15 protein-coding genes, 3 tRNA genes and 3 pseudogenes are annotated in these 25,987 nt (G+C 71.6%); 8 read left to right on the top strand and 13 right to left on the bottom strand.

Annotated features, from left to right (window positions below; all coding sequences use genetic code 11):
- Positions 1-5 precede the first annotated feature (5 nt).
- Positions 6-761 (bottom strand): L-asparaginase, encoded by a 756-nt coding sequence (locus tag QC826_RS30530; protein WP_279763764.1) that lies wholly within the window; start codon positions 759-761, stop codon positions 6-8.
- A gap of 187 nt (positions 762-948) precedes the next feature.
- Between QC826_RS30530 and QC826_RS30525 the strand changes: the two genes are divergently transcribed.
- A complete protein-coding gene (locus QC826_RS30525) occupies positions 949-1,434 on the top strand; it encodes an asparaginase domain-containing protein (RefSeq protein WP_279763763.1) in 486 nt (161 codons plus the stop codon).
- A gap of 206 nt (positions 1,435-1,640) precedes the next feature.
- Here QC826_RS30525 and QC826_RS30520 read toward each other — a convergent pair whose 3' ends face one another.
- The 5 genes and pseudogenes from QC826_RS30520 to dinB all read right to left on the bottom strand — a co-directional run bounded on the left by QC826_RS30520 (position 1,641) and on the right by dinB (position 13,839).
- On the bottom strand, positions 1,641-5,627 hold the full coding sequence (locus QC826_RS30520; RefSeq protein WP_279763762.1) for a hypothetical protein: 3,987 nt from the start codon (positions 5,625-5,627) through the stop codon (positions 1,641-1,643).
- A gap of 291 nt (positions 5,628-5,918) precedes the next feature.
- Positions 5,919-9,323 (bottom strand): heme utilization protein, encoded by a 3,405-nt coding sequence (locus QC826_RS30515; RefSeq protein ID WP_279763761.1) that lies wholly within the window; start codon positions 9,321-9,323, stop codon positions 5,919-5,921.
- Between the two features lie 28 nt (positions 9,324-9,351).
- A pseudogene (locus QC826_RS31875) lies at positions 9,352-11,289 on the bottom strand (phage tail tape measure protein); the annotation flags it as partial.
- Between the two features lie 337 nt (positions 11,290-11,626).
- A complete protein-coding gene (locus QC826_RS30505) occupies positions 11,627-12,523 on the bottom strand; it encodes a recombination-associated protein RdgC (protein WP_093390604.1) in 897 nt (298 codons plus the stop codon).
- A 152-nt stretch (positions 12,524-12,675) separates the two neighbouring features.
- The gene (gene dinB, locus QC826_RS30500; RefSeq protein WP_279763759.1) at positions 12,676-13,839 is read right to left on the bottom strand and encodes a DNA polymerase IV; all 1,164 of its coding nucleotides are present in this window, start codon (positions 13,837-13,839) and stop codon (positions 12,676-12,678) included.
- A 221-nt stretch (positions 13,840-14,060) separates the two neighbouring features.
- Here dinB and QC826_RS30495 point away from each other — a divergent pair, with 221 nt between their 5' ends.
- The 7 genes from QC826_RS30495 (at position 14,061) to QC826_RS30465 (ending at position 18,913) form a co-directional block, all read left to right on the top strand.
- Positions 14,061-15,620, top strand: coding sequence for a methyl-accepting chemotaxis protein (locus tag QC826_RS30495; protein WP_279763758.1), 1,560 nt, complete (start codon positions 14,061-14,063; stop codon positions 15,618-15,620).
- Between the two features lie 105 nt (positions 15,621-15,725).
- A complete protein-coding gene (locus tag QC826_RS30490; RefSeq protein ID WP_279763757.1) occupies positions 15,726-16,589 on the top strand; it encodes a substrate-binding periplasmic protein in 864 nt (287 codons plus the stop codon).
- 217 nt (positions 16,590-16,806) lie between these two features.
- Positions 16,807-16,882, top strand: a tRNA-Val gene (locus QC826_RS30485).
- Between the two features lie 25 nt (positions 16,883-16,907).
- Positions 16,908-16,984 (top strand) — tRNA-Asp (locus QC826_RS30480).
- A 66-nt stretch (positions 16,985-17,050) separates the two neighbouring features.
- Positions 17,051-17,127, top strand: a tRNA-Asp gene (locus tag QC826_RS30475).
- 170 nt (positions 17,128-17,297) lie between these two features.
- Positions 17,298-17,780: a cyclic nucleotide-binding domain-containing protein gene (locus tag QC826_RS30470; RefSeq protein ID WP_279763756.1), complete on the top strand. Its 483-nt coding sequence runs from the start codon at positions 17,298-17,300 to the stop codon at positions 17,778-17,780.
- Positions 17,777-18,913, top strand: coding sequence for an AI-2E family transporter (locus QC826_RS30465; protein ID WP_279763755.1), 1,137 nt, complete (start codon positions 17,777-17,779; stop codon positions 18,911-18,913). The genes QC826_RS30470 and QC826_RS30465 overlap by 4 nt, the downstream gene beginning before the upstream one ends.
- A 138-nt stretch (positions 18,914-19,051) precedes the next feature.
- Here the strand turns inward: QC826_RS30465 and ahpF are convergent, their stop codons facing one another.
- The 7 genes and pseudogenes from ahpF to QC826_RS30430 all read right to left on the bottom strand — a co-directional run bounded on the left by ahpF (position 19,052) and on the right by QC826_RS30430 (position 25,925).
- The gene (gene ahpF / locus QC826_RS30460) at positions 19,052-20,638 is read right to left on the bottom strand and encodes an alkyl hydroperoxide reductase subunit F (RefSeq protein WP_279763754.1); all 1,587 of its coding nucleotides are present in this window, start codon (positions 20,636-20,638) and stop codon (positions 19,052-19,054) included.
- Positions 20,639-20,736: 98 nt separating this feature from the next.
- Complete coding sequence (ahpC, locus tag QC826_RS30455; protein ID WP_093390612.1) at positions 20,737-21,300, bottom strand: alkyl hydroperoxide reductase subunit C; 564 nt, start codon at positions 21,298-21,300, stop codon at positions 20,737-20,739.
- 164 nt (positions 21,301-21,464) lie between these two features.
- Positions 21,465-21,662: an EAL domain-containing protein gene (locus tag QC826_RS30450; RefSeq protein ID WP_279766636.1), complete on the bottom strand. Its 198-nt coding sequence runs from the start codon at positions 21,660-21,662 to the stop codon at positions 21,465-21,467.
- Positions 21,663-21,774: 112 nt separating this feature from the next.
- Positions 21,775-23,703 (bottom strand): annotated as a pseudogene (locus tag QC826_RS30445) (diguanylate cyclase domain-containing protein); the annotation flags it as partial.
- 139 nt (positions 23,704-23,842) lie between these two features.
- A pseudogene (locus QC826_RS30440) lies at positions 23,843-24,163 on the bottom strand (ABC transporter substrate-binding protein); the annotation flags it as partial.
- A 308-nt stretch (positions 24,164-24,471) separates the two neighbouring features.
- Complete coding sequence (locus QC826_RS30435) at positions 24,472-25,329, bottom strand: RCC1 domain-containing protein (protein WP_279763753.1); 858 nt, start codon at positions 25,327-25,329, stop codon at positions 24,472-24,474.
- Entirely contained in the window at positions 25,314-25,925 is a 612-nt protein-coding gene (locus QC826_RS30430) for an Ig-like domain-containing protein (RefSeq protein WP_279763752.1), read from the bottom strand. The genes QC826_RS30435 and QC826_RS30430 overlap by 16 nt, the downstream gene beginning before the upstream one ends.
- Positions 25,926-25,987 lie beyond the last annotated feature (62 nt).

Below are 25,987 nucleotides of genomic sequence, written 5' to 3'. Positions count from 1 at the left end.
CGGCGTCAGCGGATCTCCGGCACGCCGCTCAGGTTGATGGCCGGCGCCGGCATGGCGTGCACCTTGCTCCACAGCCCGCTCCAGCCGGGCGGCCAGGCCAGCGCCGGGCCGCTGTAGGGCGGCAGGCTGGCGCGCACGGCGATCACCGGCACCGGCGGCATCTCCTGCAGCGGCGCGTCGGCCGGGCGCTGCATGTCCAGGCTGTACATATAGCCGGGCAGCAGGGCCGCGCAAACGCCCTCGAACCAGGCGGCGTGGTCCTCGTCGCGGCCGAGCGCGCGCGCCAGGCCCTGCGGGTCGAAGCGGGCCAGGGCGTGGACCAGCTCCTCGGTGGTGGCGGCCGGCGTGTCGCCCCAGCCCATCACCGGATTGACGTTGTAGTCGGCGCCGGAGCCGTACCAGCCCTCGCGCCAGGGCCGCTGCATCCAGTCGCGCTGGCCGGTGAACAAATGCCAGCGCCAGTGCAGGCCGGACGGCTTGGGCCAGGAATACAGGTAGAGGCGCTGGTAGCCGGCGCGGTGCAGTGCGCGCACCATGGCCATCAGGCGGGCGTGCGGCATGCGGTCGGGCGGGGCGCGGCGGAACAGGATGGCCTCGCCGTCGGCGAACTGCACCTCGTCCATCGACAGGTTCAGGTCGAGCGTGCGGGCCTCGCTGCCGAAGCGGGCGGCGATCCAGCCGGTCAGCAGGTTGACCGAGGTGATCACGCCGTAGCCACGGTGGCGGTGGAAGATGACGGTACCGGGAGCGAGCGCTTTCATGGCGGAAATAGGGAACGGGTCCGACGAACAAAGAAACCAGTGTACTCACAGTTGGCGCAAGTTTCCAGGGCCAATGCGGAGCAAACACGGGGGGTGAGATTGCCCGCGCGCCGGCCTTGCCGACTGCACAAGGGGCACGCTTCAGGCTATCATTCGGCCTATTCTCCACCGTTCAAAGCACACCACCATGACCTTGCGCATTCTCGCCACCGGCGGCACCTTCGACAAACACTACAACGAACTGAACGGCACGCTCGGCTTCGCCGACAGCCACCTGCCGGCGGCGCTGGCGCGCTGCCGCCTGACGGTGCCGGTAGAACTGCAGCAGTTGCCGCTGATGGACTCGCTCGACATGCTCGACGCCGACCGCGAGCGCATCCTGGCCGCCTGCCGCGGCGCCGCCGAAAAGGCCGTGGTCGTCATCCACGGCACCGACACCATGCCGCAGACGGCCGCCGTGCTGGGCCCGGCCGCGCTGGGCCAGACCATCGTGCTGACCGGCGCCATGATCCCCTACGAGATCGACAACTCGGACGCGCTGTTCAACCTGGGCTTCGCCTGCGGCGTGGCGCAAACCCTGCCGGCCGGCGTCTACGTGGCGATGAACGGCCAGATCTTCGCCTGGGACAATGTGCAGAAGAACCGCGCCGCCGGCGTGTTCCAGCCGCTGTAGACGCTCGCGCGGCCGCCGCGCTTTACCTCCAAGAATAAAAAATGCCCGCGAATCGCTACGCGGGCATTTTTTCGTTCCATCAAGGCGCCGGGGAGGCCGGCGAACCCCACAGGCAGGGACCGGGGTCAGACCCAGCGGGTCCGACCCCAGGTTTGCGCCGCTGGGTTTTGCCGGCGTCCCGCTCGCCCGCGACGATCTTTTTCGGGCTACTTGTGGCTGGCCGCCAGCAGGCCGGCCGTGGCGGCCGGTTGCAGGCCGTTCAGGCGCAGCGTCGGATCGGCGCTGCCAGCACCGCCCGGCGCCGCCAGCGGCTGGCCGTTGGCGTCGTACTGCTGCAGCAGGCCGGCCAGCTGCGCCGCGCCGGCGGCCAGCTGGCCGCTCGCCGAGACGCCGGCGGCGTCGAGCCGCGGCCGCTTGGCCGAGGCGAACTCGGCGCCGCCGCCGAAGGCCGCCATCGCCTGCACCATGGCGTTGACACCGCTCAAGCCGCTGACCGGGGTGAACGGCAGCGCCGCCAGCTGGGCGCTGCTCAGCGCGTGCACCTGCTCGGCGCTGAGGGCGGCCACCTGGCCGCTCGACAGCACGTGCAGCTGGCCGGTGCTGAGGGCGCTGATCTGGCCGGTGCTCAGGCTGCGCACGTGGCCGGTCGACAGCGCCGCCAGCTGGCTGCTGCCGAGGGCGTTGATGTCGCGCGTTTCGATGGCGGCGACGTCGGCGGTGCTCAGCGCCGCCACCACGGCGGTGCTCAGCGCGCCCACCTGTTGCGACGACAGTGCCACCATCTGGTCGGTGGTGAGCAGGTCGGCGCCGTCGGCGTGGCGGGCCGACAGGGCGGCGATCTGGCGCGTGCTCAGCGCGGCCAGCTGGGCCGTGCCCAGCGCCCACAACTGGCTCGACACCAGCGCGCCGACCGCCTCGGCGGCCAGCGCGGCGGCCTGGCCGGTGCCCAGCGCGGCCAGTTGCCCGGAGCTCAGGGCGGCCGCCTGGCCGGAGCGCAGGCCGGCGATGGCGGCGTTGCTGAGGGCGGCGAAGTCGGCCGTCTCGAACGCGGCGACGATGTCGTTCGACAGCCCGCCGATTTGCAGCGCGCTCAGGACGGCGGCCTGCTGGGTGGTCAGCGAGACGGCCTGGCTGGTGCCCAGGCCGGCCAGCACGAACGGCTTCAGCGCCGCCACCTGGGCCGTGCCGAGGGCGTCGATGCGCGGTCCGGCAGCGCCGGCGTGGTCGCTGCCGAGCACGGCCAGCTGGGCCGAGCCGAGGCTGCCGACGACGTCGACGCTGAGGCCGCCGAGCTGCTCGGCGTTGAGGGCGGCGATGTCGCGCGAGCCCAGGCCGGCCACTTGGCGGCCGAGCAGGCCGGCGAGCTGGCGCGAGCCCAGCGCGTACAACTGGTCGGCGCCGAGGGCGTGGAGGGTGGCGCTGCCCAGCGCGCCGACCTGGCCGGCCGTCAGGCTGGCGATCTGGCCGGTGCTCAGCGCCGCCATCAGCGCGGTCGACAGCGAGGCCAGCACGGCGCCCGACAGGGCCGCCAGGTTGGCCGTGCTCAGGCCGGCGACGACGGCGCTCGACAACACGGCGAACTGCTGGGTGCGCATGGCGCCCAGTTGCTGGGTGGTCAGCGCGGCGAACTGGTCGCTGCCGAGCGCCAGCACCTGGTCGGTGCGCAACGTGGCGACGGCGACCGGCTTGAGCGCGGCGATGTCGGCGCTGTCGAGCGCGGCCACGGCGGCGGTGCTGAAGGCGGCCAGCTGGCTACCGATCAGCACGGCCGCCTGGGCGGTGTTGAGGGCGGCGGCCTGGGCGGCACCCAGGCCGGCCAGGCCGGCCACCGTCAGGCGGCTCACCTGGGCGGTGCTCAGCGCGCCGACCTGCTCGGCCAGCAGGGCGGCGATTTGCGCCGAGCCGAGGCTGGTGAAGGCGGCCGAGTTGAGCGCCGGCATGTCGGCGGCGCGGATCGCCTGCAGCTTGTCGGTCGACAGGGCGCCGAACTGGGCGGCGTTGAGCCCGGCCAGTTGCTGGCTGCCGAACAGGCGGAACTGCTCCTGGCTCAGCGCGTTCAGGCCGGCCGTGCTCAACGCGCCGATCTGGCGCTGCGCCAGCGCGGCCAGCTGGGCGTCGCCGAGCGCGGCCAGCTGGGCGGTGCGCATGGCGCCGATGACGCGGGTGTCGAGGGCGGCCAGGTCGGCCGTCTCGAGCGCCGCCAGGGCGCCGGCCGACAGCGCGTTGAACTGCTGGCTGGTCAGCGCCGAGGCCTGGTAGGTGGTCAGCGCGGCGAGCTGCTGCGGGTTCAGCGCGGCGACCTGGTCGGTGCGCAGGTTCATCACCGCGCCGCGCCGCAGGGCGGCGATGTCGGCCGGGTCGAGCGCGGCGATGGCGGCGCTCGACAGCGCCATCACCTGCGGCGCGCTGAGCGCGGCGACCTGGCCGCTGGTCATGGCGGCGGCCTGCTCGGCGGTCAGGCCGAGCAGGGCGGCGCTGCGCAGCGCGGCGATCTGGCCGGTGGTGAGCAGGCCGAACTGGCTGCGGCCGGGCTGGCTGGGGTCGTTGCCGAGCGCGGCCACCTGGGCCGAGCCGAGGCCGGCGATGGCGGCGGTGCGCAGCGCCACCAGGCTGGCCGTGCTCAGGGCGCCGATCTCGGCCGGCGACAGGCTGGCCAGCTGGCGCGAGGTGAGCGCGCCCAGTTGGGCGGTGGTGAGGGCGCGGAACTGGCTGTCGCTCAGGGCGTGCAGGGCGGCGGTGCTGAGGGCGGCGATCTGGCGCGTGGCCAGGTGGGCGATCTGCTCGCCGCTCAGGGCGCGCAGCTGGGTGCTCGACAGGCCGGCGATGGCGCTGTTGTTGAGCGCGGCCAGGTCGGCCAGCTCGATCGCCGCGAAGGCGCCGCTCGACAGGGCGTTGACCTGGCGGCTGCCCAGCGCGGCGGCCTGGGCGGTGGTCAGGGCGGCCACCTGCTCGCCGCTCAGCGCGCCGAGCTGGCGCGTGCTCAGGCCGGCCAGGGTGGCCACGCGCAGCACGGCGAAGTCGGCCGTCTCGAGGGCGGCCACGCCGGCCAGCGACAGCGCCGCCAACTGGGTGGCGCTCAGCGCCGAGGCCTGTTTGGTGGTCAGCGCGGCGACCTGCTCGCCGCTCAGGCCGGCCAGCATGGCCGGCCTGATCGCGGCGAACTGGGCGGTGGTGAGGGCGGCCAGGCCGGCGCTGCCCAGGCCCGGCAGCTGGCTCGAGCTCAAGCTGCCGATCAAGGCCGGCTTGAGCGCGGCCAGGGTGGCCGGATCGAGCGCGGCCAGGGCGGCGCTGCCCAGCGCGGCCAGCTGGCGCGGCTGCAGCGCGGCCAGGTGGGCGGTGCTCAGGGTGTGCAGCTGCCGGCTGCTGAGCGAGGCGATCTGCGCCGTGCTCAGCGCGGCGAACACGGCGCCGCTCAGGGCGCGCAGGCCGTCGCTGTCGAGCGCCACCAGGGCGGCGGTGGACAGGCCGGGCAGCTGGCGCGGCTGCAGCGCGCGCAGCTGGGCGCTGCCCAGCGCCTGCAGCTGGGCGGCCGAGAGGGCGGCCAGCTGGCGCACGGTGAGGCCGCCGATGTCGCGCGTTTCGATGGCGGCCAGGTCGGCGCCGCCGAGCGCGGCGATCAGCGCGGTGCTGAAGGCGCCGATCTGGCCGGCGTTGAAGGCCACCATCTGGGCGGTGGTGAACAGCTCGCCGCTGCCGAGCCGGGCCGGCGTCAGCGCGCCGATCTGGCGCACGTTGAGGGCGCCGATCTGGCGTGTGCTGAAGGCCTGCAGCTGGCTCGCGCTCAGGCCGGCGATGACGCCGGTGCCGAGCGCGGCCAGGTCGGCCGGCTCGAAGCCGGCGATGGCCTCGAGCGACAGCGCGGCGATGTTGTTGGCGCGCAGGACGGCGGCCTGGCCCGGCGTCAGCGCGGCGATCTGGCGGCTGCCCAGGCCGGCGACGAAGGGCGCCAGGGTGCTGGCGCCGGCCAGGCTCAGCGGCTTGAGCGCGGCGATGCTGGCCGGCTCGAGGGCGGCGATGCTGGCCGGCGCCAGGGCGCCCAGCTGGGCCGAGGTGAGCACCGCGGCCTGCTTGCTGGTCAGCGCGGCGGCCAGGCTGGCCGGCAGCGCGGCGAAGTCGGCGGCGGTCAGCGCGGCGATCTGCTTGGTGCCGAGGGCCGCGAACTGGGCCGGCGTCATGTTGCTGTCGATGCTCATGGGCAATTCCTTATTGTTCAATATTGAGAAAACTGTATCAGAAAAATTTCGGTTTTACCGATAAGCAACTAAACTTAAAATGCAAAAAATGTAAAAATATATTTATATCAATATTAGCAGGGAAATTTCCCCACAAATGCGCGAATTGACACGAAAAGACCCGCCAATTCGACGGGTCCCGAGGTGGGGCATGCCGGCGATGCCGGCCTGAGCGGGGGGAGGCGGCAAGCGCGCCGCCCCCACCGTGGACGGGTGTCCCGGGTCGCCGCTTGTTGGACTCGGGACACTACACTAGCGCGGCGGCAGCGCCAGCAGGCCGGCCGAGGCCGTGGCCCGCGCGCCGGGCGGCTCGCTGCCGGTCGGCGCGGCGGCCAGCAGGGCCGGGCCGGCCAGGCCGCGGCCGCGGGCGTCGAACTGGGCCAGCTGGCCGGCCAGCAGGGCCGTGGCGGCCGGCGCCGGGTCCGCCAGCGCCGGCGCGGCGGCGGCCGCCACGGCCGGCGCGGCGTCCTGGCCGAAGGCGGCCAGTTGCCGCACCAGGCCGCCGACCCGGCCGCTCAGCACGCTGCCCGGCTGGGCCAGCCAAACGTCGGCCAGCTCGCGCCGCGCGCCGTCGTCCCTTGTGTAGCTGGCGCGCAGGCCGACCACGTTGCCCTGCTCCACCGTCGGCGCCAGGCGAGCGTCCAGGTCCAGGCGCACGATGCCCAGCGCGTCCAGGCCGGACAACTCCGCGGCCTGGCTGACGCCGTCGGCGTTGCCGTCGACCCAGACGCGCAACTGGCCGAAGGCGCGGTCGGCGGCGTCGATGGCGCCGTCGCCGTTAGAGTCGAGCTCGGCCAGGGCGGCGAAGCCCTGCTCGGCGCGGCCGCCGCCGGCCAGCGCGGTGGCCGAGCCGAACAGCTCGGCGCCGTCGTTGATGCGGCCGTCGCCGTTGCGGTCCAGCGCCAGCAGGCCGTCGCCGCCGCCGATCCAGCCGGTGGCGCCGGCCTGGCCGTCGGCGGCCAGGTCGAAGCGCACGCCGGCGTCCAGGCCGAGGGTGCGCAGGCCGTCGCCGTCGAGGTCCAGCGCCAGCGGCGTCAGGTTGCCCAGCGCGGCGATCTGCGCCGTGCTGAGCGCCTGCACCTGGGTGCTCGACCAGGCGGCGAACTGGGCGCTGTTGAGGGCGGCGATCTGGCCGGTGCTCAGCGCGCGCACCTGGGCGGTCGACAGCGCCGCCATTTGCAGCTTGTTGAGGCCGACGATGTCGCGCGTTTCGATCGCCGCCAGTTCGCTGGTGCTGAAGGCCTTGACCATCGCCACGCTGAGCGCGCCGACCTGTCTGGCCGACAGCGCGGCGATCTGCGCGCTGCTCAGCAGGTCGGCGCCGGGCGGATGGCTGGTGCCCAGCGCGGCCACCTGGCGGGTGGCCAGCGCGGCGATCTGCTCGCTGCCCAGCGCCGCCAGTTGCGGCGCGCTGAGCGCGGCGATGACGGCGGTGCCGAGCGCGGCCAGGTCGGCCGCCTCGATGGCGCCGAACACGGCCGCCGACAGCTGGCCGATGCGGCTGGCGCCGAAGGCGGCGGCCTGCTGCGGCGTCAGGGCGACCAGCTGGGCGCTGCCCAGGCCGGCGACGAAGGCGGCCGAACGGCTCAGGCCGGCGATGGCGGAGCTCGACAGCGCGGCGATCTGCGCCGTGGCCAGCGCCGCCACCTGGGCCGTGTTCAGGCCGGACAGCGCGGCCGTGCTCAAGGCGGCCAGGCCGTCGCCGCCCAGGCCGGCCAGCGCGGCGGTGCCGAGCGCGGCGATGGCGCGCGAGCCGAGCGCCGCCGCCTGCGCGGTCGACAGCGCGGCCAGCTGGGCGCTGCCGAGCGCGGCGAAGAAGGTCGGGGCCAGCGCGGCCACGCCGTTCAGCGCGCCCGGCTTGAGGGCGGCGACGGCGGCGGCCGACAGCGCCGCCACGTTGGCGCTGCCCAGGCCGGCCAACTGGACGCTGCTCAGCGCGGCCAGCTGGGCGCTGCCCAGCGCCGCGCTCTGCGCGCTGCTGAGGGCGGCGATCTGCGCGCTGCGCAGGCCGGCGACGGCGGCCGTGCGCAGCGCCGCCAGCTCGTCGGGGCGCAGCGCGGCGATCTGGCCGCTGGACAGGGCGGCGATCTGCGCGCTGCCCAGGGCGGCGAACTGGTCGCTGCCCAGCGCGGCCAGCTGGGCGGTGGCCAGGCCGGCCACGGCGGCGCTGCGCAGCGCCGCGATCTGGCCGTTCGACAGCGCGTTCAGCGAGGCGCCCAGCGCGGCCAGCTGCGCGCCGCTCAGGCTGGCGATGACGCTGGTGCGCAGCGCGCCCAGCGTGGCGGTGGCCAGCACGCCGAGGTCGGCGCTGGCCAGGCTGGCGAACTGGCGCGAGCTGAGCGCGCCGATCTGCTCCGGCGTGAAGGCGATGAATTGCGCGGTGCCCAGCGCGGCCAGGCCGGCGCTGCCCAGCGCGGCCACCTGGCGCGTGCTCAGGCTGGCCAGCTGGGCGGTGCTGAGCCGGGCCACCACGGCGCCCGGCAGGGCGGCGATCACCGCCGTGCTCAGGGCGGCCAGCGCGGCGGTCGGCAGCGCCGCCAGGGTGGCGCTGCTCAGCACGGAGATCTGGCGCGTGCCCAGCGCGGCGAGCTGGGCCGTGCCCAGGCCGGCCACCTGCAGGCTGGTCAGCGCCGCCACCTGCTCGCTGCGCAGGCCGGCCAGGGTGCTCGGCCGCAGCGCCGCCAGGTCGGCCGTCTCCAGCGCGGCGATCGCCTCGTTGGAGAAGGCGGCCAGCTGGCGGCTGCCCAGCGCCGCCGCCTGGGCCGGCGACAGGCTGGCCACCTCGGCGGTGGTCAGGCCGGCCAGGGCGCCGCTGCGCAGCGCGGCGATCTGCGCCGTGCCCAGGGCGGCGAACTGCGCCGTGCCCAGCGCGGCCAGCTGGAGCGAGTTGAGCGCGGCGATGGCGCCGGTGCGCAGCGCGACGATCTGCGCGCTGCCGATGGCGGCCAGGTCCTCGGCCGCCAGCCAGACGACCTGTTTGGCGCCCAGCGCGGCCAGCTGCGCCGCGCTCAGCGCGGCCACCTGGGCGCTGCCCAGCGCCTGCAGCGCGGCGCTGCCCAGCGCGGCGATCTGGCGCGTCGCCAGGCCGGCCAGCTGGGCCGTGCCCAGGCCGGCGACGACGGCGGCCGGCAGGGCGGCGATCACCGCCGTGCCCAGCGCCGCCAGGTCGGCGGCCGGCAGGGCGGCCAGCGTGGCGCTGGCCAGCGCCGCCATTTGCGCGCTGCCGAAGACGGCGAACTGGGCCGGGCTGAGGGCGACGATCTGGGCGCTGCCCAGCGCCGCCACCTGCTCGCTGCGCAGGCCGCGGATGGCGCGGCTCGACAGCGCCGCCAGGTCGGCCGTCTCCAGCGCGGCGATGGCCGCGGTCGACAGCGCGCGCAGCTGGGCGCTGCCCAGCACGGCGCTCTGCTCGACCGTCAGCGCCGCCACCTGGGCGGTGCTCAGCGCGGCCAGCGCGGTGCTGCGCAGCGCCGCCACCTGGGCCGTGCCGAGGGCGGCGAACTGGCCGGTGGCGCCGAGCGCGGCCACCTGCGCCGCGCTGAGCACGGCGATGGCGGCGCTGCGCAGGGCGCCGATGTTCTCGGCGCCGATGACGGCCAGGTTCGTCGGCGTCGATGCCGACGAACTGGCGCGAGCCGAGCGCGCCGAGCTGTTCATAGCTGAGCGCGGCGAACTGGGCGCTGCCCAGCGCGCGCACGCCGGCGCTGCTCAGGGCGGCGACCTGGCGCGTCGTCAGGCTGGCGATCTGCGCCGCGCTGAGGCGGGCGATCACATCGCTGGGCAGGATGGCGATGGCGGACGGGCTGAGCGCGGCCAGGTAGGCGGTCGGCAGCGCGCTGATCAGGCCGCCCGCCAGGGCGCCGATCTGGCTGCTGCTCATCGAGGCCAGCTCGGCGGTGGTGAGGGCGGCCACCTGGTGGCTGCCCAGCGCCGCCACCTGGTCGGTGCTCAGGCCGCGGAGGGCGGCGGTGCGCAGCGCCGCCACGTCCTCCGTGTCGAGCGCGGCGATGGCGGCGGTCGACAGGGCGCGCAGCTGGGCGCTGCCGAGGGCGTGCGCCTGGGCCGTGCTGAGCGCGCGCGCCTGGCCGGTGCCCAGGCCGGCCAGGGCGGCGCTGCGCAGGAAGCTGATCTGGCCGGTGCTCAGCGCGACGATCTGCACCTCGCCGAGCGCGGCCAGCTGGCTCGAGTTCAAGCCGCCCAGCGCGACCGGGCGCAGCGCGCCGATGGCGTCGCTGCCGAGCGCGCCGAGGTCGGCGTTCGACAGCGCCGCCAGCTGGCGCGAACTGAGCACGCGCAGCTGGCGCGTCGTCAGCGCGGCGAACTGCAGCGGGCTGAGGGCGTTCAGCGCGGCGCTGCCCAGCGCCGCCACCTGCTGCGTCGCCAGGCTGGCCACCTGCTGCGTGCTCAGCTGGGCCAGCACCGCCGTCGGCAGCGCCGCGAAGGTGGCCGGTTTGAGCGCGGCCAGCGCGGCGGTCGGCAGCGCGGCCAGGCTGGCGCCGGCCAGCGCGGCGATCTGCCGGCTGCCCATCGCGCTCAGCTGGGCGGTGCTCAGCGCCGCCACCTGGGCGCTGGTCAGCGCCGCCGCCTGGGCGCTGCGCAGGCCGGCGATGGCCGCCGTGCGCAACGCGGCCAGGTCGGCCGTCTCGAGCGCGGCGATGGCCTCGACCGACAGGCCGGCCAGCTGGGCGCTGCCCAGCAGCGCCGCCTGGGCCGTGCTCAGGCCGACGATCTGCGCCGTCGTCAAGCCGGCCAGGGCGGCGCTGCGCAGGGCGCGGATCTGCGCCGTGCCCAGGTTGGCGAAGGGGTTGTTGCCACCGCCGCCGAGCTGGGCCAGCTGGGCCGAGCTGAGCGCGGCGATGGCGCCGGTGCGCAGCGCGCCGATGTTGTCGGCGTCGATCGCGGCGATGCCGCGCGTCGCCAGCGCGACCAGTTGCGCGCTGTTCAGGGCGGCCAGCTGGGCGCTGCCCAGGGCGTGGATCTGCTGCGTCGCCAGCACGGCCAGCTGCGCCGTCGCCAGGCCGCCGATGGCGCGCGAGCCGAGCGCGCGCATGCCCTCGGTGCCGAGCGCGGCCAACTGGCCGGCCGACAGCACGGCCAGCTGGCGGCTGCCGAAAGCGCCCACCTGGGCGGCGCCGAGGGCGTCGATCTGGTCGAGCCGCAGCGCGGCCAGCTGGGCGCTGCCGAGCGCGGCGATGTCCTGGCTGTCGAACGCGGCGACGGCGTCCGTGCCCAGCGCGGCGAGCTGGCCGGCGACCAGCGCGGCCACCTGCTTGGAGCCGAAGCCGGCGATCTGCCGGGTGCCCAGCGCGGCCAGCTGCTCGTTCGTCAGGCGCGCCACGGCGGCCGGGTTGAGCGCGGCGAAGTCGGCGGCGGCGAAGGCGGCCAACGCCTGGGGGCTGAGGGCGGCGATGTTGCGCGAGCTCAGCGCGGCGGCCTGCGCCGGCGTCAACAGGGCGGTCTGGGCCGCGTTCAAGCCGGCGACGAAGTTGGCGCCCAGCGTGGCGGCGCCGAACACGGCGGCGCGCAGGGCGGCCAAATTGGCCGGCGGCAGCGCCGCGACGGCGGCGGCGGCTAGCCCCGCCAGTTGCGGCCCGGACAGCGCGGCGGCCTGCGCCACCGTCATCGCGGCGGCCTGGGCGGCGGTGACCTCGGCCATCTCCGCGAGGGACAGCGCAGCGATGAGTTTGGTGCTCAAGGCGGCGAACTGGGCGGGGGTGAGGCCGGTGACTGAGGTCATGGTAGTTCCTTATTTGATAACTTCCCACTATACCAGAACGACGGTTAATTTCCACGTGGAAATATAAAATATTGCAAAAATAACTAATTAATCTGCCCGGCGGCCCGTTCCGCCGATGAAAAGACGGCGCGCGCCGGCCGCTGCGCCGCGCGCCGGCAAAAAAAATGCCGCCCTGCACTAAAGCGGGCGGCAATATCGAGCTCGGCGCGGGCGCCGGGCGGGATCAGGCCTTGGCTTCGCCGCCCAGCGCCTCGACCACGTCGGCCATCAGCTTGCTCAGCTCGCCGGTCATCAGCATCATGTCGCCGTCGAAACGCTCGTCGTCGTTCTTGGTGCTCGATTCCTTCTCGCTGATCACGTCGAGCGGCTTGATGCCCTTGATCGCCAGCGACTCGGTCAGCACGAAGGAGATCTTGCCGTCCCAGGTCATGGCCAGGCGGGTGCACTGCTTGCCGGCGGCGATGTGGCGGCGCACCTCCTCCGGTTCCAGCGTGTGGCGCACATAGCGCACCGCCGCCTTGCTCTCGCCGGTGGCGCGCAGCTCGGTGTCCATGTCGACCGTGAAGCCGGCCGGCGACTCGTCGGCCTGCAGCCATTCGGTCATCACGCCGACCGGCGAGCGCTGCACGCGCAGGCTCTCCAGCGGCAGCTTGTCGACCGCCTTGAGCAGCAGCTTGATGACCTCGTCGGCCTTGGCCGGGCTGGCCGCGTCGACCACCAGCCAGCCGTTGACCGGGTCGATCCAGGTCCAGACGTTGCTGCGGATCGAGAAGGCGCGCGGCAGCAGCTCGTCGGCGACGCGCTCCTTGAGCTCCTTCATCGCCTTCTTGCCGGGGGCGAAGCCTTGCGCCTCCTCCATGTCGGCGGCGCGCGCCTTGGCGACCTGGTTGATCACCGTGGCCGGCAGCAGCTTTTTCTCGGTGCCGAGCAGGATCAGCATCTGTTTGTTGACCACGTGCACCAGCGTGCCGTTGCCGCGCGGCGAATCCCAGCCCTGGCGCAGCAATTCATTGCTGCTGGCAGGCACGAAGGAATGGGGAGCGAGCGCCGCTTCCAGTTGTTCCGGGGTGTACGCCCAAGGGGCGGGCAGGCGGTAGATCTGCAGATTCTTGAACCACATAGTTGTTTTTGCCTTGTTTTTCAGTATTGCCAGGGAACGGTATTTTACACGCTGGCGCGGCCGCACAGGCGCTTTGCCGTGCTCCGTCCGCGCCGCGCGGGCCGCGCCCCGGGGGTGGGTGGGGGATGGCTAGGGGGCCGCCCACGGCGGCGTCACGGGAACAATTCGCCCTGGCTGCGGCCCTGCCCGGCCGCCGCCGGGGCGCCGGGCGGCTCGAGCGTGCTGGCGCGCACGCCGAGCAGGCGCAGGCGCCGATGCAGCGGCACCCGTTTGAGGCACTCGCGCGCCGCCTGCAGGATCGCCGCCGGCTCGGCCACCGCCCGCGGCAGGGTGACGTTGCGGCTGACGATCTGGAAATCGTCGAAGCGCAGCTTGATGCCGATGGTGCGGCTGACATAGGACTTGCGCCGCAAATCCTCGGCCAGGCGCTCGCACAGCGCCGTCAAAATGCCCGACAGCGCGGCGCGGTCCTGGCGCGCGTGCAGGTCGCGCTCGAAGGTGGTCTCGCGGCTGATCGACTTGCTTTCCGTGCTGGTCGAGATGGCGCGCTGGTCCAGGCCGCGCGCGGCCTCGGCCAGCCAGCCGGCGTAGTTGGCGCCGAAGTGCTCCTGCAGCAGGCCGGGGTCGGCCGCCGCCAGCTGGCCGATGGTGGCGATGCCCAGCGCCGCCAGCTTCTCGGTCGCCTTCGGGCCGACGCCGTTGATCTTGCGCACCGCCAGCGGCCAGATGCGCGCCGGCACCTCGTCGAGCGACAACATGGTCAGCCCGTCCGGCTTGTCCAGGTCGGAGCAGATCTTCGACAGCAGCTTGTTGGGCGTGACGCCGATCGAGCAGCTCAGCCCGGTGGCGGCGCGCACCGCCTGCTTGATGCGGCCGGCCAGCTCGAAGGTCTCGCCCGCCACCTCCGTCAGGTCGATGTAGATCTCGTCGATGCCCCTGTCCTCGATGGCCGGGGCGATCGCCGCCACGGCCGCCTTGAACAGGCGCGAGTAGTGGCGGTAGGCGTCGAAGTTGACCGGCAGCAGCACCGCGTCCGGCGCCAGCTTGGCCGCCTTCATCATCCCCATCGCCGAGCCGACGCCCAGCGCGCGCGCCTCGTAGGTGGCGGTGGTGATGACGCCGCGGCCGACGTAGTCGCGCAGGCGGGCGAAGCGGCGCGTGCCGTCGGCCTGCACCTGCGGCTGGTGCTCGCGGCCGCCGCCGATCACCACCGCCTGGCCGCGCAGCTCGGGGTAGTGCAGCAGCTCGACGGAGGCGTAGAAGGCGTCCATGTCGAGGTGGGCGATGCGGCGTGCTGGCGCAAACTGGCTGGTCATGGGCGGCCCGTTCCGGTCGGGAAGGATACTGTGAATACATACAGTATCGCCGCAAATTGCCGGGTATGCAAGTCCGGCGCGGCCGGCCCGGTATGGCGCATACGCAACACTATCGCCGCGCCGGGGCGGCGCCGCGACGATCGCCCGCCGCCGCCGCCCGCGACAGCGGTAGTATCTGTAGAGCAAGTATCCCTCCCCCCACCCCCGTCCCAAGGACCACCATGCAATTGTCCAATCTGAACATCGGCGTCCGCCTGGCCATCGGCTTCGGCCTGGCCATCGCCGTCATGCTGTTGATGTCGCTGGTCGGCATCGACCGGGTCAACCGCGCCAGCGCCATGACGGCGCAGATCGTCGACGACCGCTACGTCAAGGTGCAGCTGGTCAACGAGATGCGCAGCTACGCCAACCGCGGCGCGCAAAGCGTGCGCAACGCCATGCTGGCGGCCGAGCCGGAGCAGGCCAGGGCCTTCGCCGCCGCGCTGGCCGAGTCCGACCGGATCGGCAACGAGGCGGCCGCCAAGATGGAGAAATTGCTCGCCTCGGCCGAGGGCCGGGCGCTGTTCCGCGCCCAGGGCGAGGCCTACGTCCAGTACGCCGAGCAGCGCGGCGCCGCCCTCAAGCTGCTCGATGCGGGCGAGCGCGACAAGGCCGTCCAGTTCCTCTTCAAGCAGGTGATCCCGCTGCAGACCGCCTATTTCGTGCGCCTCGACGCCATGCTCAAACACCTGGCCGGACAGATGGCCGACAACGGCGCCGCCGCCGCCAGCGCCGCCCGTGCCGCCACCGCCCTGCTGCTCGGCCTGCTGGTGCTGGCCACCGTGCTGTCGGCCGGCGCCGGCTTCATCATCACCCGCTCGGTCACCGGGCCGATCAAGCAGGCGGTGCTGCTGGCCGAGACCGTCGCCAAGGGCGACCTGACGGCGCGCATCGAGGTCGACCGCACCGACGAGGCCGGCCGCCTGCTGCACGCGCTCAAGGACATGGTCGGCAGCCTGACCGGCACCGTCGGCGCGGTGCGCGGCAGCACCGACACCATCGCCACCGCCTCGGCGCAGATCGCCGCCGGCAACCTCGACCTGTCGCAGCGCACCGAGCAGCAGGCCGCCAGTCTGGAGGAGACCGCCTCGTCGATGGAGCAGTTGACCTCGACCGTCAAGCAGAACGCCGACAACGCGCGCCAGGCCAACCAGCTGGTGGTCTCGGCCGCCGAGCACGCCGACCAGGGCGGCCAGGTGGTCGGCCAGGTGGTCGCCACCATGGGCTCGATCAAGGACAGCTCGCGCAAGATCGTCGACATCATCGGCGTCATCGACGGCATCGCCTTCCAGACGAATATTCTGGCGCTCAACGCGGCCGTCGAGGCGGCCCGCGCCGGCGAACAGGGCCGTGGCTTCGCGGTGGTCGCCTCCGAGGTGCGCAACCTGGCGCAGCGCTCGGCCGGCGCGGCCAAGGAGATCAAGGAGTTGATCGGCGACTCGGTCGGCAAGGTCGACGCCGGCAGCGCCCTGGTCGACGCCGCCGGCGCGGCCATGGCGCAGATCGTCGCCTCGGTGCGCCAGGTGGCCGACATCATGGGCGAGATCACCGCCGCCAGCATCGAGCAGAGTTCCGGCATCGAGCAGGTCAACCTGGCGATCACGGCGATGGACAGCGCGACCCAGCAGAACGCCGCCCTGGTCGAACAGGCGGCCGCCGCCGCCGCCAGCATGCAGGAGCAGGCGGTGCGGCTGTCGCAGGCGGTCAGCGTGTTCCGCCTGGACGGCCACGGCCCGTACTGAGGCTCAGGCCGGGGCCGGGGCCGCGCCAAGCGCGCGCTGCGGCGCGACGGTTCCGGCTTATTCAAACGGGAATGTTGCATTAAAGAATGCTACACTGGACGCACCATGTCCATCCGCCGCCCCACCGCGCCGCGCCGCCTGTTGCGCCTCGCCGTCTGCCTGTTGGCCGCCTTGCCGGCGGCGGCCCAAGCCTTTTCCTGTCCGGCGCTGACCCGCGTCGGCCTGAGCGACCTGGGCTACTCGTCCTACCGCGACGGCGCGCGTTTTCGCGGCACCTCGGTGGCCATCGCCGAGGAGCTGGGCCGGCGCACCGGCTGCCGCATCAAGCTCGAATGGTTTCCGCGCGGCCGCCTGTTCGTCGAGTTCGACGCCGGCCGGGTCGACCTGGCGATGGCCTCGCAGCGCAACGCCGAGCGCGAGCGCAGCGGCCGCTTCATCCCCTACGCCACCACCCGCTTCGAGCTGCTGCTGACCAAGCGCGGCGGCGGCAACTACGCCAGCCTGGCCGACTTCGTCGCGCACGGCAAGGGGCGGCTGAACCTGACGCGCGGCGTGTTCTACCCGCCCGAGGCGCAGCAGCTGCTCGAGCGCCTGCAGCGCGCCGGCCGCCTCGAATACGTCAACGACTACGAGGTGGTGTTCAAGAAGATCATCGCCGGCCGCGCCGACGGCACCTTCGCGCCGCCCATCATCCACCTGCTGCACCGGCGCCGCCTGGGCCTGCTCGACAGCATGCAAGCCCACGCCGTCAGCGAAACGCCGGCGCGCCTGGTCGGCGCCTTCGTCTCGCGCGCCAGCGTGGCGCGCGACGCCCGCGACGCCTACGCCGACGCGCTCTACGAGATGGTGGCCGACGGCACCGTGCAGAAGATCTACGAGCGCGAGCTCGGCGCCGAGGCCGGCCGCCAGGTGTTCCAGAACGGCGTGGCCGAGATCCTCGCCACCATCCGCCGGCCGCAACGGCCCTAGCCGCCCCGCGCGCACCCCCCGATGGCAGATGGCGCGATGGCGGTGGGCCACGGGGCCGCGCCGCAGGACGGCATCGGCACCGGCATCTTTTCAGCCCGCCAACGACCTTTTTACGAAATATTTCTAAAAGCCCTTGCGGATGGCGGCGATCACACATAAAATACGGCCTCCTTCAGACGTTGTGACAAACCCTGAAGGGTTTTCTGAGGTTAGCGTGGGGTGCTTAGCTCAGTTGGTAGAGCGGCGCCCTTACAAGGCGTAGGTCGGGAGTTCGAGCCTCTCAGCACCCACCAAGTCAGAAAACGTTGTAACGAATTAGGAGTGGTAGTTCAGTTGGTTAGAATACCGGCCTGTCACGCCGGGGGTCGCGGGTTCGAGTCCCGTCCGCTCCGCCAACATTCAGCTGGCCCGCTTCGGCGAGTCGGCAAAGATTTACAGTAGTACAGCATTCGAAAGAATGTGGAGTGGTAGTTCAGTTGGTTAGAATACCGGCCTGTCACGCCGGGGGTCGCGGGTTCGAGTCCCGTCCGCTCCGCCAGCATCTTAAAAACCGCCGCGAATCTCAGATTCGCGGCGGTTTTTTCCATTCCTCCGCCATTTTCCTTGCGTCGCGTTGCGCTGTGATTTTTTAGCAACATGGCGCGCAAAGCCGGCAAAACCGGCGACAATGATGTTGCCTGCACGAATGATCCACCCTATGGAGTCGCCTTGCTCTTTGGTTTACTGAAAGCACCGCCGCTGTCGCCGCGCCTGCACCGCTTGAAAGACTCGCCGCTGTTCGCGTCGCTGACCCCGCTCGAACTGAAAATCGTCGACGGCCTGATGCACGAGCGCCGCTACCTCGGCGAGGAGATCATCTTCGACGAGGGCGAGGAGGGCCAAGCGCTGTACCTGGTGATGTCGGGCCGGGTGCTGATCAGCCGCAAGCTCGACAGCAGCGTCGAGGTGGTCGCCGAGCTCTCGCCCGGCGCCTTCTTCGGCGACCTGGCCCTGCTCGACAACTCGCCGCGCAACGCCCAGGCGCGCGCCATCGACAACTGCGAGCTGGCGGTGTTCTTCCGCGCCGACTTCATGGGCCTGATGGAGACCGACGCGGTGATCGGCTACAAGATCTCGCTGGCCCTGGCGCGCCACATCGGCGGCCGGCTGCGCGAATGGATGTCCGGCCAGCCGCAGACCGAAGCCCTATGAACACGCCGCACCGCTTGAGCGAGGCGCACAGCGCCGGCCCGGTGGTGTGGAGCGGCATCATCGCCACCACCTGCGCGCTGCTGTTCCTGCTGCAGCAGATGCTGTGGCTGGCCGTGCCCTTCCTGTTCGCCATCATCCTCTACTACATCCTGCTGCCGCCGATGCAGCGCCTGATCCGCCTCGGCCTGAGCCACAACGCCGCCGCCCTGCTGGTCGGCGGCCTGTTCCTGCTGGCGCTGAGCCTGGCCGGCATCGCCGCCGTGTTCTGGTCGTCGGCGCCGGCCGAGTCCTGGCAGGGCCTGCTCGGCCACTACCTCGACGGCGGCCTGGCCTTCGTGCGCGGCACCCTGGTCGCGCTGGAGGACAAGTTCCCCATCCTGCGCCAGGCCCGCCTGGGCAAGGTCATCAACAGCCGCTTCGCCAGCTTCACCGGCAGCTTCATGCAGAAGCACCTGACCGACATCCTGGTCTCGGTGGCGGCCTGGCTGCCCTCGCTGCTGCTGGCGCCCTTCCTCACCTTCTTCTTCCTGCGCGACGGCCTGCGCTTCAAGAAGTTCCTCGCCCGCGCCGTGCCCAACGCCTTCTTCGAGAAGACCCTGTACCTGCTGCACGAGGTCGACCAGACCGCGCGCCGCTACTTCCAGGGCCTGATCAAGCTGACCGTGCTCGACACGGCGGTGCTGGCGCTGGGCCTGTGGGCGATCGGCGTCTCGGCGCCGCTGACCCTGGGCCTGATCGCCGCGCTGCTGGCCTGGGTGCCGTATGTCGGGTCGATCGTCGGCTGCATGCTGGTGGTGACGGTGGCCTCGACCGACGCGCCGGGCGATCCGCTGGTGGCCTACAGCGCCATCGGCGTGTTCATCCTGGTGCGCCTGCTCGACGACTTCGTCTTCATGCCGCTGACCCTGGGGCGCAGCCTGCACATCCACCCGCTGATCACGGTGCTGATGATCTTCGTCGGCGGCTCGGTGGCCGGCGTGGCCGGCCTGATGCTGGTGCTGCCGCTGCTCGGCGTGGTGATGGTGGTCGGCGAGACCATGGGCAAGCTGATCACCAACCCGCGCCTGCGCGCGCGCCACCGCAACGCCATCGCGCTGCGCGTGCGCCAGGCCAGCGCCGACCTGGTGGTGTGAATTTGTCGCGCCTGCCGCGACGGTAAAAAACCCAAAGGCACAAAACGAGGGTCAGACCCTAGGGTCTGACCCTGGCTCCGCGCCTTTGGGTGGTGTTAAAGCCGCTGGCGCCTTGACCGCGCCGCGTCACGCTACATATCAGGCGGCGATGGCCACCGGCGCCGCCGTCTCCACCGCGTCGTCCGAACGGATCAGGTGGTCGAAGGCGGCCAGCGCCGCCTTGGCGCCCTCGCCCACGGCGATGACGATCTGCTTGAACGGCACCGTCGTCACGTCGCCGGCGGCGAACACGCCCGGCACCGAGGTCTGGCCACGCGCGTCGACCTCGATCTCGCCGTGGCGCGACAGGCCCACCACGCCCTTCAGCCACTCGGTGTTGGGCACCAGGCCGATCTGCACGAACACGCCCTCCAGCTCGACCCGGTGGCTGGCGCCGCTGTTGCGGTCGGTGTAGCTCAGGCCGTCGACGATCTTGCCGTCGCCGTGGATCTGGCTGGTTTGCGCCGACAGGATCACCGTCACGTTGGCCAGGCTGCGCAGCTTGCGCTGCAACACCGCGTCGGCGCGCAGCTCGGCGCCGAACTCGATCAGGGTGACGTGCTTGACCAGGCCGGCCAGGTCGATCGCCGCCTCGACGCCGGAGTTGCCGCCGCCGATCACCGCCACCCGCTTGCCCTTGAACAGCGGGCCGTCGCAGTGCGGGCAGTAGGCCACGCCGTGGTTGCGGTATTCCTTCTCGCCCGGCACGTTGATCTCGCGCCAGCGCGCGCCGGTCGCCAGGATCACCGATTTACTCTTGAGCACGGCGCCGCTGGCGGTGGTCACCTCGATCAGCTTGCCCGGCGCCAGTTGCACGGCGCGCTGGGTGTTCATGATGTCGACCTCGTACTGCTTGACGTGCTGCTCCAGCGCGACGGCGAATTTCGGCCCGTCGGTCTCGGTGACGGAGACGAAGTTCTCGATCGCCAGGGTGTCGAGCACCTGGCCGCCGAAACGCTCGGCCAGCACGCCGGTCTTGATGCCCTTGCGCGAGGCGTAGATCGCCGCCGCCGCGCCGGCCGGGCCGCCGCCGACGATCAGCACGTCGAACACGTCCTTCTTGCTCAGCTCGGCCGCCTGGCGCGCGCCGGCGTTGGTGTCGAGCTTGGCGAGGATCTCCTCGACGCTGGTGCGGCCCTGGCCGAAGTGCTCGCCGTTGAGGAACATCATCGGCACCGCCATGATCTGGCGCGCCTCCACTTCCTGCGGGAAGACGCCGCCGTCGATGGTGGTGACCTTGATGCGCGGGTTGATCACCGCCATCGCGTTGAGCGCCTGCACCACCTCCGGGCAGTTGTGGCAGGACAGCGAGATGAAGGTTTCGAACACGTAATCGCCGTCGAGGTTGCGGATCTGTTCGATCACCGCGTCGTCGAAACGGATGGTGTGGCCGCCCACCTGCAGCAGGGCCAGCACGAGGGAGGTGAATTCATGGCCCATCGGCACGCCGGCGAAACGCACGCCGATGTCGCTGCCGGGGCGGTTGATGCTGAACGAGGGCTTGCGCTCCTTGTCGTCGCGGCGCTCGACCAGGCTGATCTTGTCGCTCAACAGGACGATCTCCTGGAGCAGTTCCTGCATCTCGCGGGCGGTGGCGCTGTCGTCCAGCGATGCGACGATCTCAATCGGTTGCACCACTTTTTCCAAATAGGATTTCAACTGGGACTTGAGGTCTGCATCTAACATGGTTTTTCTTCCTTACAAAATTTTGGGCGAATGCCGGACCGGACGCCCGGTCCGGCATCGCGGTACTACTGTGTTGCTGTTGCTGCTGGCTTCAAGACTTAGATCTTGCCGACCAGGTCCAGCGATGGCTTCAGGGTGGCGGCGCCTTCGGTCCATTTGGCCGGGCACACTTCACCCGGGTGGGAGGCGACGTACTGGGCCGCCTTGACTTTGCGCAGCAGTTCCGAGGCGTCGCGGCCGATGCCGTTGTCGTGCACTTCCAGCACCTTGATCTGGCCTTCTGGATTGATGACGAAGGTGCCGCGCAGGGCCAGGCCTTCTTCTTCGATCATCACTTCGAAGTTACGCGACAGCAGGCCGGTAGGATCGCCGATCAGTGGGTATTGCACTTTCTTGATCGCGTCCGAGGTGTCGTGCCATGCCTTGTGGGCGAAGTGGGTGTCGGTCGAGATGCCGTAGACTTCCACGCCCAGTTTGGAGAACTCGGCGTAGCTGTTGGCCAGGTCTTCCAGTTCGGTCGGGCAGACGAAGGTGAAGTCGGCTGGGTAGAACACGAATACCGACCACTTGCCTTTCAGCGAAGCTTCGGTGACGTCAACGAATTTGCCGTTGTGGAAAGCGGTGGCTTTGAAAGGTTTGACTTGGGTGTTGATCAGAGACATTGTGGTTTCCTCGTGGGGTTGTGAATCATTGAGACTGCAGTGTAAAGTTTTTCCGCCCATATGGAAAATTGATTGTGCAAATTGTTTCAATACAATTTGCCTATCGATGGCCGATATGGAAACGTTATTATCCCCGTTCCACGGCGCGCCGGTGCGGCGTCGGTTCAGCCGGCCGGCGGCTGGGCCTTGAGCAGGGCGTCGAACTGCGCGGCCGGCATCGGCCGGGCGAACAGGTAGCCCTGGCCGTAGTCGCAGCCGGCGCCGGCCAGCAGGGCGCGCTGCTGCTCGGTCTCGACCCCCTCGGCGATGACGCGCAGGCCCAGCTTGTGGGCCATGACGATGATCGCGTCCGACAGCGCCATGTCGCTCGACTCCGGCGCCAGGTTGCGGGTGAAGGAGCGGTCGATCTTCGAAGTAGTCGATGTCGAACTTCTTCAAATACGACAGCGAGGAGTAGCCGGTGCCGAAGTCGTCCAGCGCCACCTGGATGCCCGCGTCGCGCAGCAACAGCAGCTTGTCGGTGACGGCGCTGCTGGCGTCGAGCAGCAGGCCCTCGGTGATCTCGACCACCAGCGACTGGCCCGGCAGGCCGCGCGCCTGCAGCTGGCCGAGCCAGCCGCGGTAGCCGCCCTCGCGCTGGAACTCCAGCGGCGACTGGTTGATGCTGACCTGGAACTCCGGATGGTGCTCGCGGCGCCAGCGCGCCACCCACTGCAGCGACTGCTGGAAGACCCACTCGCCGATGTCGATGATCAGGCCGCTGGCCTCGGCCAGCGGGATGAACTCGAGCGGGCTGACCAGGCCGCGCAGCGGATGGTTCCAGCGGATCAGCGCCTCGGCCTTGTGGATGCGGCCGCTGCGCAGGTGGACGATGGGCTGGTAGTACAGCTCCAGCTGGCCGCCCTTGAGCGCGCCGCGCAGGTCGTTGGTCAGGCGCATGCGGTTCTGCGCCGCCACCTGCAGCACCGGGGTGAAGTAGCTGAAGCGGTTGCGCCCGGCGCCCTTGGCGGCGTACATCGCCTGGTCGGCGTGCTTGAGCAGGTCCTCGATGTCGACGCCGTCGTCGGGGAACAGGGTGATGCCGATGCTGGCCGAGACGAAGGCCTGCTCCTGGCCCAGCGCGAACGGCGCCAGCAGGCTGTCGATGATCTGCTGGGCGATCCGTTCGACCCGCTCCAGCCCGCCCGCCGCCGGCAGCTCGGGCAGGATCACGGTGAACTCGTCGCCGCCCAGCCGCGCCACCGTGTCCGACTCGCGCACGCAGGCGCCGATGCGGCGCGCCGCGTCGATCAGCAGGATGTCGCCCTGGTGGTGGCCCAGCGTGTCGTTGACCTCCTTGAAGTGGTCGAGGTCGATGAACAGGATCGCCACCCGGCCGCCGTCGCGCCGGCTCTTGGCCAGGTCGTGCGCCAGGCGGTCGTGGAACATGCGCCGGTTGGGCAGCTCGGTGAGGGCGTCGAAGTTGGCCTGCTGCCAGATCAGCGCCTCCGCCGCGCGCTTCTCGGTGACGTCCTCGATCATGCACAGGTGGTGCGGATGGCCGCCGGCGGCGCTGCCGATGGCGGCCACCGAGGCGTCGACCCAGACCACCGCGCCGTCCGGCCGCAGCAGCCGCTTCGACAGCTTGTAGCCGCCGACCCGGCCGGCGTTCAGGCCGGCCATCTGCTCGCGCTCGGCGGCGGCGTCGTCCGGATGGCTGATCGCCAGCCAGCTGGCGGCCTTCAGCTCGTCCTCGCCGCGCCCGGCGATGGCCAGGCAGCGCGGGTTGGCGTCGCGGAACTGGCCGCTGGCCGCGTCGATCAGGGCGATGCCCATCGGCGCCGCCTCGAACATGGTGCGGAAGCGCAGCTCGCCCTTGCGGATGGTCTCCTCGGCGCGGCGGCGCTCGCGCGCCAGCAGGCTGAAGTGGACCGCCGCCGCCAGCGCCAGCAGCGCGCCGACGCCGCCCAGCACGCGGTACAACCACTTCAGGCGGGCGTTGCCGTCGTCGCCCTGGTAGAGGAAGCCGTCGAAGTTGACGCCCCTGGGCAGCAAGCCCAGGTCGGCGTAGACGTCGGCGATGTGGCGCCAGCGCGCCGGGTTCATGTAGCCGATCTCGACCAGCACGGGCTGCACCAGCGGCACCATCTGGCGCGCCTCGTAGAGCAGGTGCTGGCGGTCGTGGCGGCGCGAGTACTTGTTGAGGATCAGTTCGGCGATCTCCTCCTGGTGGGCCATGGCGTACTGCCAGCCGCGCATGCTGGCGGCGCGGAAGGCCTGCGCCCGCCGCGGGTGGTCGGCCAGCTCGCGCTCGCTGGTAAACAGGTTGTCGCCGTAGAAGTCGATGCCGGCCGCGCGCGGCGTGTAGATGTCGTAGGGGAAGCCGAGCCGGTCCAGCAGGTCGGGCTCGTTGGTGACGTAGATCGACTGGGCGTCGACCTTGCCGCTGACCAGGTCCCTCGGGGCGGTAGCTGTGTTCGACGCGCTGCAGCCGGTAGCTGGGGATGCCCTCCTTCTTCAGGTAGGCCAGCAGCTCGTCGGCGTGGGTCAGCTCGTCGGTCAGCGAGCCGATCATCACGCGCTTGCCGTCGACGCGCTGGATGTCCGGCTCGCCGCCGCTCTGCCGCATCACCAGCGCGTAGGGCGAATGCTGGAACACCACGCCCAGCACCACCAGCGGCTTGCCGGCCAGGCGCGCCAGCAGCAGGCTGCTGCTGCCGACGCCGTAGGCGGCGCGGCCGGCCAGCACGGCGCGCTCGGGCTCGTTGCCGTCGCTGCCCTCGAGCAGGCGCACGTCGAGGCCGGCCTCGCGGTAGTAGCCCTGCTCGAGCGCGGCGTAGTAGCCGGCGAACTGGAACTGGTGGCTGTGCTTGAGCTGCAGCACGACCCGCTCGAGCGGCGGCGCGGCGGCGGCGGCGGCCGGCAGCGCCAGCAGCAGCAGCAGCCGCACGCCGCGGCCGAGCCGGCGCAGCGCGGACAAAACCAAGGTGGAACGGGCGGCGGTGGGGGACGGGCGGTCGGGCACTGAACTATCCAAAACGGGGTGGGCGGGGCGGCGGCCTTAATTGTAGCCGCTCCGGCCGCACCGCCGGGGAACTTGTGGACGCGGCGGCAAGAATCGCGGCGCCCGTCCGGGCGTGAAAAAGGGCGGCCGGGCTCGCGCCCGCCGCCCCGCTTGGCCGTCCCGTCCGCTTACGGCATTTGGGTCGGCTGCGCCACGTAGGTCGTGTTGCCGTTGCCCTGCTGGCCCTCGGCGTTGCGGCCCCAGCCCCACAGGCTGTTGTCGGTCTGGCGGCCGAAGGAATGGTTCAGGCCGGCGGCGATGCCGACCCAGTTGGTCGACAGGCCGATCTGCGTCGGCGCGCCCAGGTCCTGGCCCAGGCCGTCGCCGAGCTGGCCGTCGCCGTTGGCGCCCCAGGCCCACAGCGTGCCGTCGGCGCGCAGCGCCAGCATGTGGTTGGCGCCGGCGGCCACGCCCAGCCAGTTCAGCGTGATCGAGGCCTGGAACGGCGCCAGCACCGGCTGCGCGCCGCTGTTGCCGATCTGGCCGTTGCTGTTGTCGCCCCAGGTGAACAGCGCGCCGTCCGAACGGATGCCGGCCGAATGCAGCGCGCCGCCGGTCACGGCGACCCAGTTCGAGGTGCCGATCGGAATCGGCGTCGGCGAGCCGACCGTGCTGGCGTTGCCCAGCTGGCCGCGCAGGTTGTTGCCCCAGGTGTAGAGGCTGCCGGACAGCAGGCCCAGCGAATGGTTGGCGCCCGCCGCCACGGTGGTCCAGCCGGCCGAAATGGCGGTGCCGCCGGCGGCCGGCGCCGGCAGGATGATCTTGGTCGGCACCAGACGGTCGACGGTGGTGTTGTCGCCCAGCTGGCCGTCGGCGTTGCGGCCCCAGGCCCACAGCAGGCCGGTCTTGCCGCCGATCGCCAGCGTGTGGGCCTGGCCGGCGGCGACGTAGGTCCAGTCGGTGGCGGTGCCGATGCGCACCGGCGTGGCGCGGTTGATCTTGGTGCCGTCGCCCAGCTGGCCGTTCTGGTTCAGGCCCAGGCCCACAGCGAACCGTCGGACCGCAGCGCCACGGTGTGCCGCTCGCCGACGGCGATCTGGCGCCAGGTGGTGACGCCGCCGGCCACCGGCGTGGCGCTGGTGCGGTCGATGGTGGTGGTGTCGCCCAGCTGGCCGAGCAGGTTGCTGCCCCAGCCGAACAGCGTGCCGTCGGCCTTGCGGCCGAAGCTCTGGTTGCCGCCGGCGGCCACGTCGACCCACGGCAGGCGCACGGTGACGACGGTGCCGCCGCTGACGCCGCTGGCGGTGGCGGTGATGGTGTCGCTGCCGACGGCGGCGCCGGTCACCAGGCCGTTGGTGAACACCTTCAGCACCTGGCCGCCCTTGGCGGCGGTCCAGGTCACGCCGGTGCTCAGCACGGCGATCTTCGAGTCGGAGTATTTCCCGGTGGCGATCATCTGCTGGCTGCCGCCGACGGTGATCGACGGGTTGGCCGGCGTGACGATGATTTCCGTCAAGGTGACGGTCGGCGTGGTCGGCGTGGTCGGCGTGGTGCTGCTGCCGCCGCCGCCGCCGCCACAGGCGGCCAGCACGGCGAGGACGGGCACCAACACCAGGGAGGACAGGCTAAAGGTTTTTTTCATGATCTTCCAATATTTTCACATAAGCGACCGGGCGTCGGGCGGCGGCGCGGACTGGCGGAGTG

The sequence above is a fragment of the Rugamonas sp. DEMB1 genome (genome assembly GCF_029834475.1).
GTDB lineage: Bacteria > Pseudomonadota > Gammaproteobacteria > Burkholderiales > Burkholderiaceae_D > Rugamonas > Rugamonas rubra.
This window is presented reverse-complemented; position numbering and strand designations above follow the sequence as displayed.

What these genes read in the sequence shown, in the direction of transcription:
- QC826_RS30530 (WP_279763764.1), bottom strand. Translation starts at nt 761, where the DNA reads ATGAAAGCGCTCGCTCCCGGTACCGTCATCTTCCACCGCCACCGTGGC.
- QC826_RS30525 (WP_279763763.1), top strand. Translation starts at nt 949, where the DNA reads ATGACCTTGCGCATTCTCGCCACCGGCGGCACCTTCGACAAACACTAC.
- QC826_RS30520 (WP_279763762.1), bottom strand. Translation starts at nt 5,627, where the DNA reads ATGAGCATCGACAGCAACATGACGCCGGCCCAGTTCGCGGCCCTCGGC.
- QC826_RS30515 (WP_279763761.1), bottom strand. Translation starts at nt 9,323, where the DNA reads ATGAACAGCTCGGCGCGCTCGGCTCGCGCCAGTTCGTCGGCATCGACG.
- QC826_RS30505 (WP_093390604.1), bottom strand. Translation starts at nt 12,523, where the DNA reads ATGTGGTTCAAGAATCTGCAGATCTACCGCCTGCCCGCCCCTTGGGCG.
- dinB (WP_279763759.1), bottom strand. Translation starts at nt 13,839, where the DNA reads ATGACCAGCCAGTTTGCGCCAGCACGCCGCATCGCCCACCTCGACATG.
- QC826_RS30495 (WP_279763758.1), top strand. Translation starts at nt 14,061, where the DNA reads ATGCAATTGTCCAATCTGAACATCGGCGTCCGCCTGGCCATCGGCTTC.
- QC826_RS30490 (WP_279763757.1), top strand. Translation starts at nt 15,726, where the DNA reads ATGTCCATCCGCCGCCCCACCGCGCCGCGCCGCCTGTTGCGCCTCGCC.
- QC826_RS30465 (WP_279763755.1), top strand. Translation starts at nt 17,777, where the DNA reads ATGAACACGCCGCACCGCTTGAGCGAGGCGCACAGCGCCGGCCCGGTG.
- ahpF (WP_279763754.1), bottom strand. Translation starts at nt 20,638, where the DNA reads ATGTTAGATGCAGACCTCAAGTCCCAGTTGAAATCCTATTTGGAAAAA.
- ahpC (WP_093390612.1), bottom strand. Translation starts at nt 21,300, where the DNA reads ATGTCTCTGATCAACACCCAAGTCAAACCTTTCAAAGCCACCGCTTTC.
- QC826_RS30450 (WP_279766636.1), bottom strand. Translation starts at nt 21,662, where the DNA reads ATGGCGCTGTCGGACGCGATCATCGTCATGGCCCACAAGCTGGGCCTG.
- QC826_RS30430 (WP_279763752.1), bottom strand. Translation starts at nt 25,925, where the DNA reads ATGAAAAAAACCTTTAGCCTGTCCTCCCTGGTGTTGGTGCCCGTCCTC.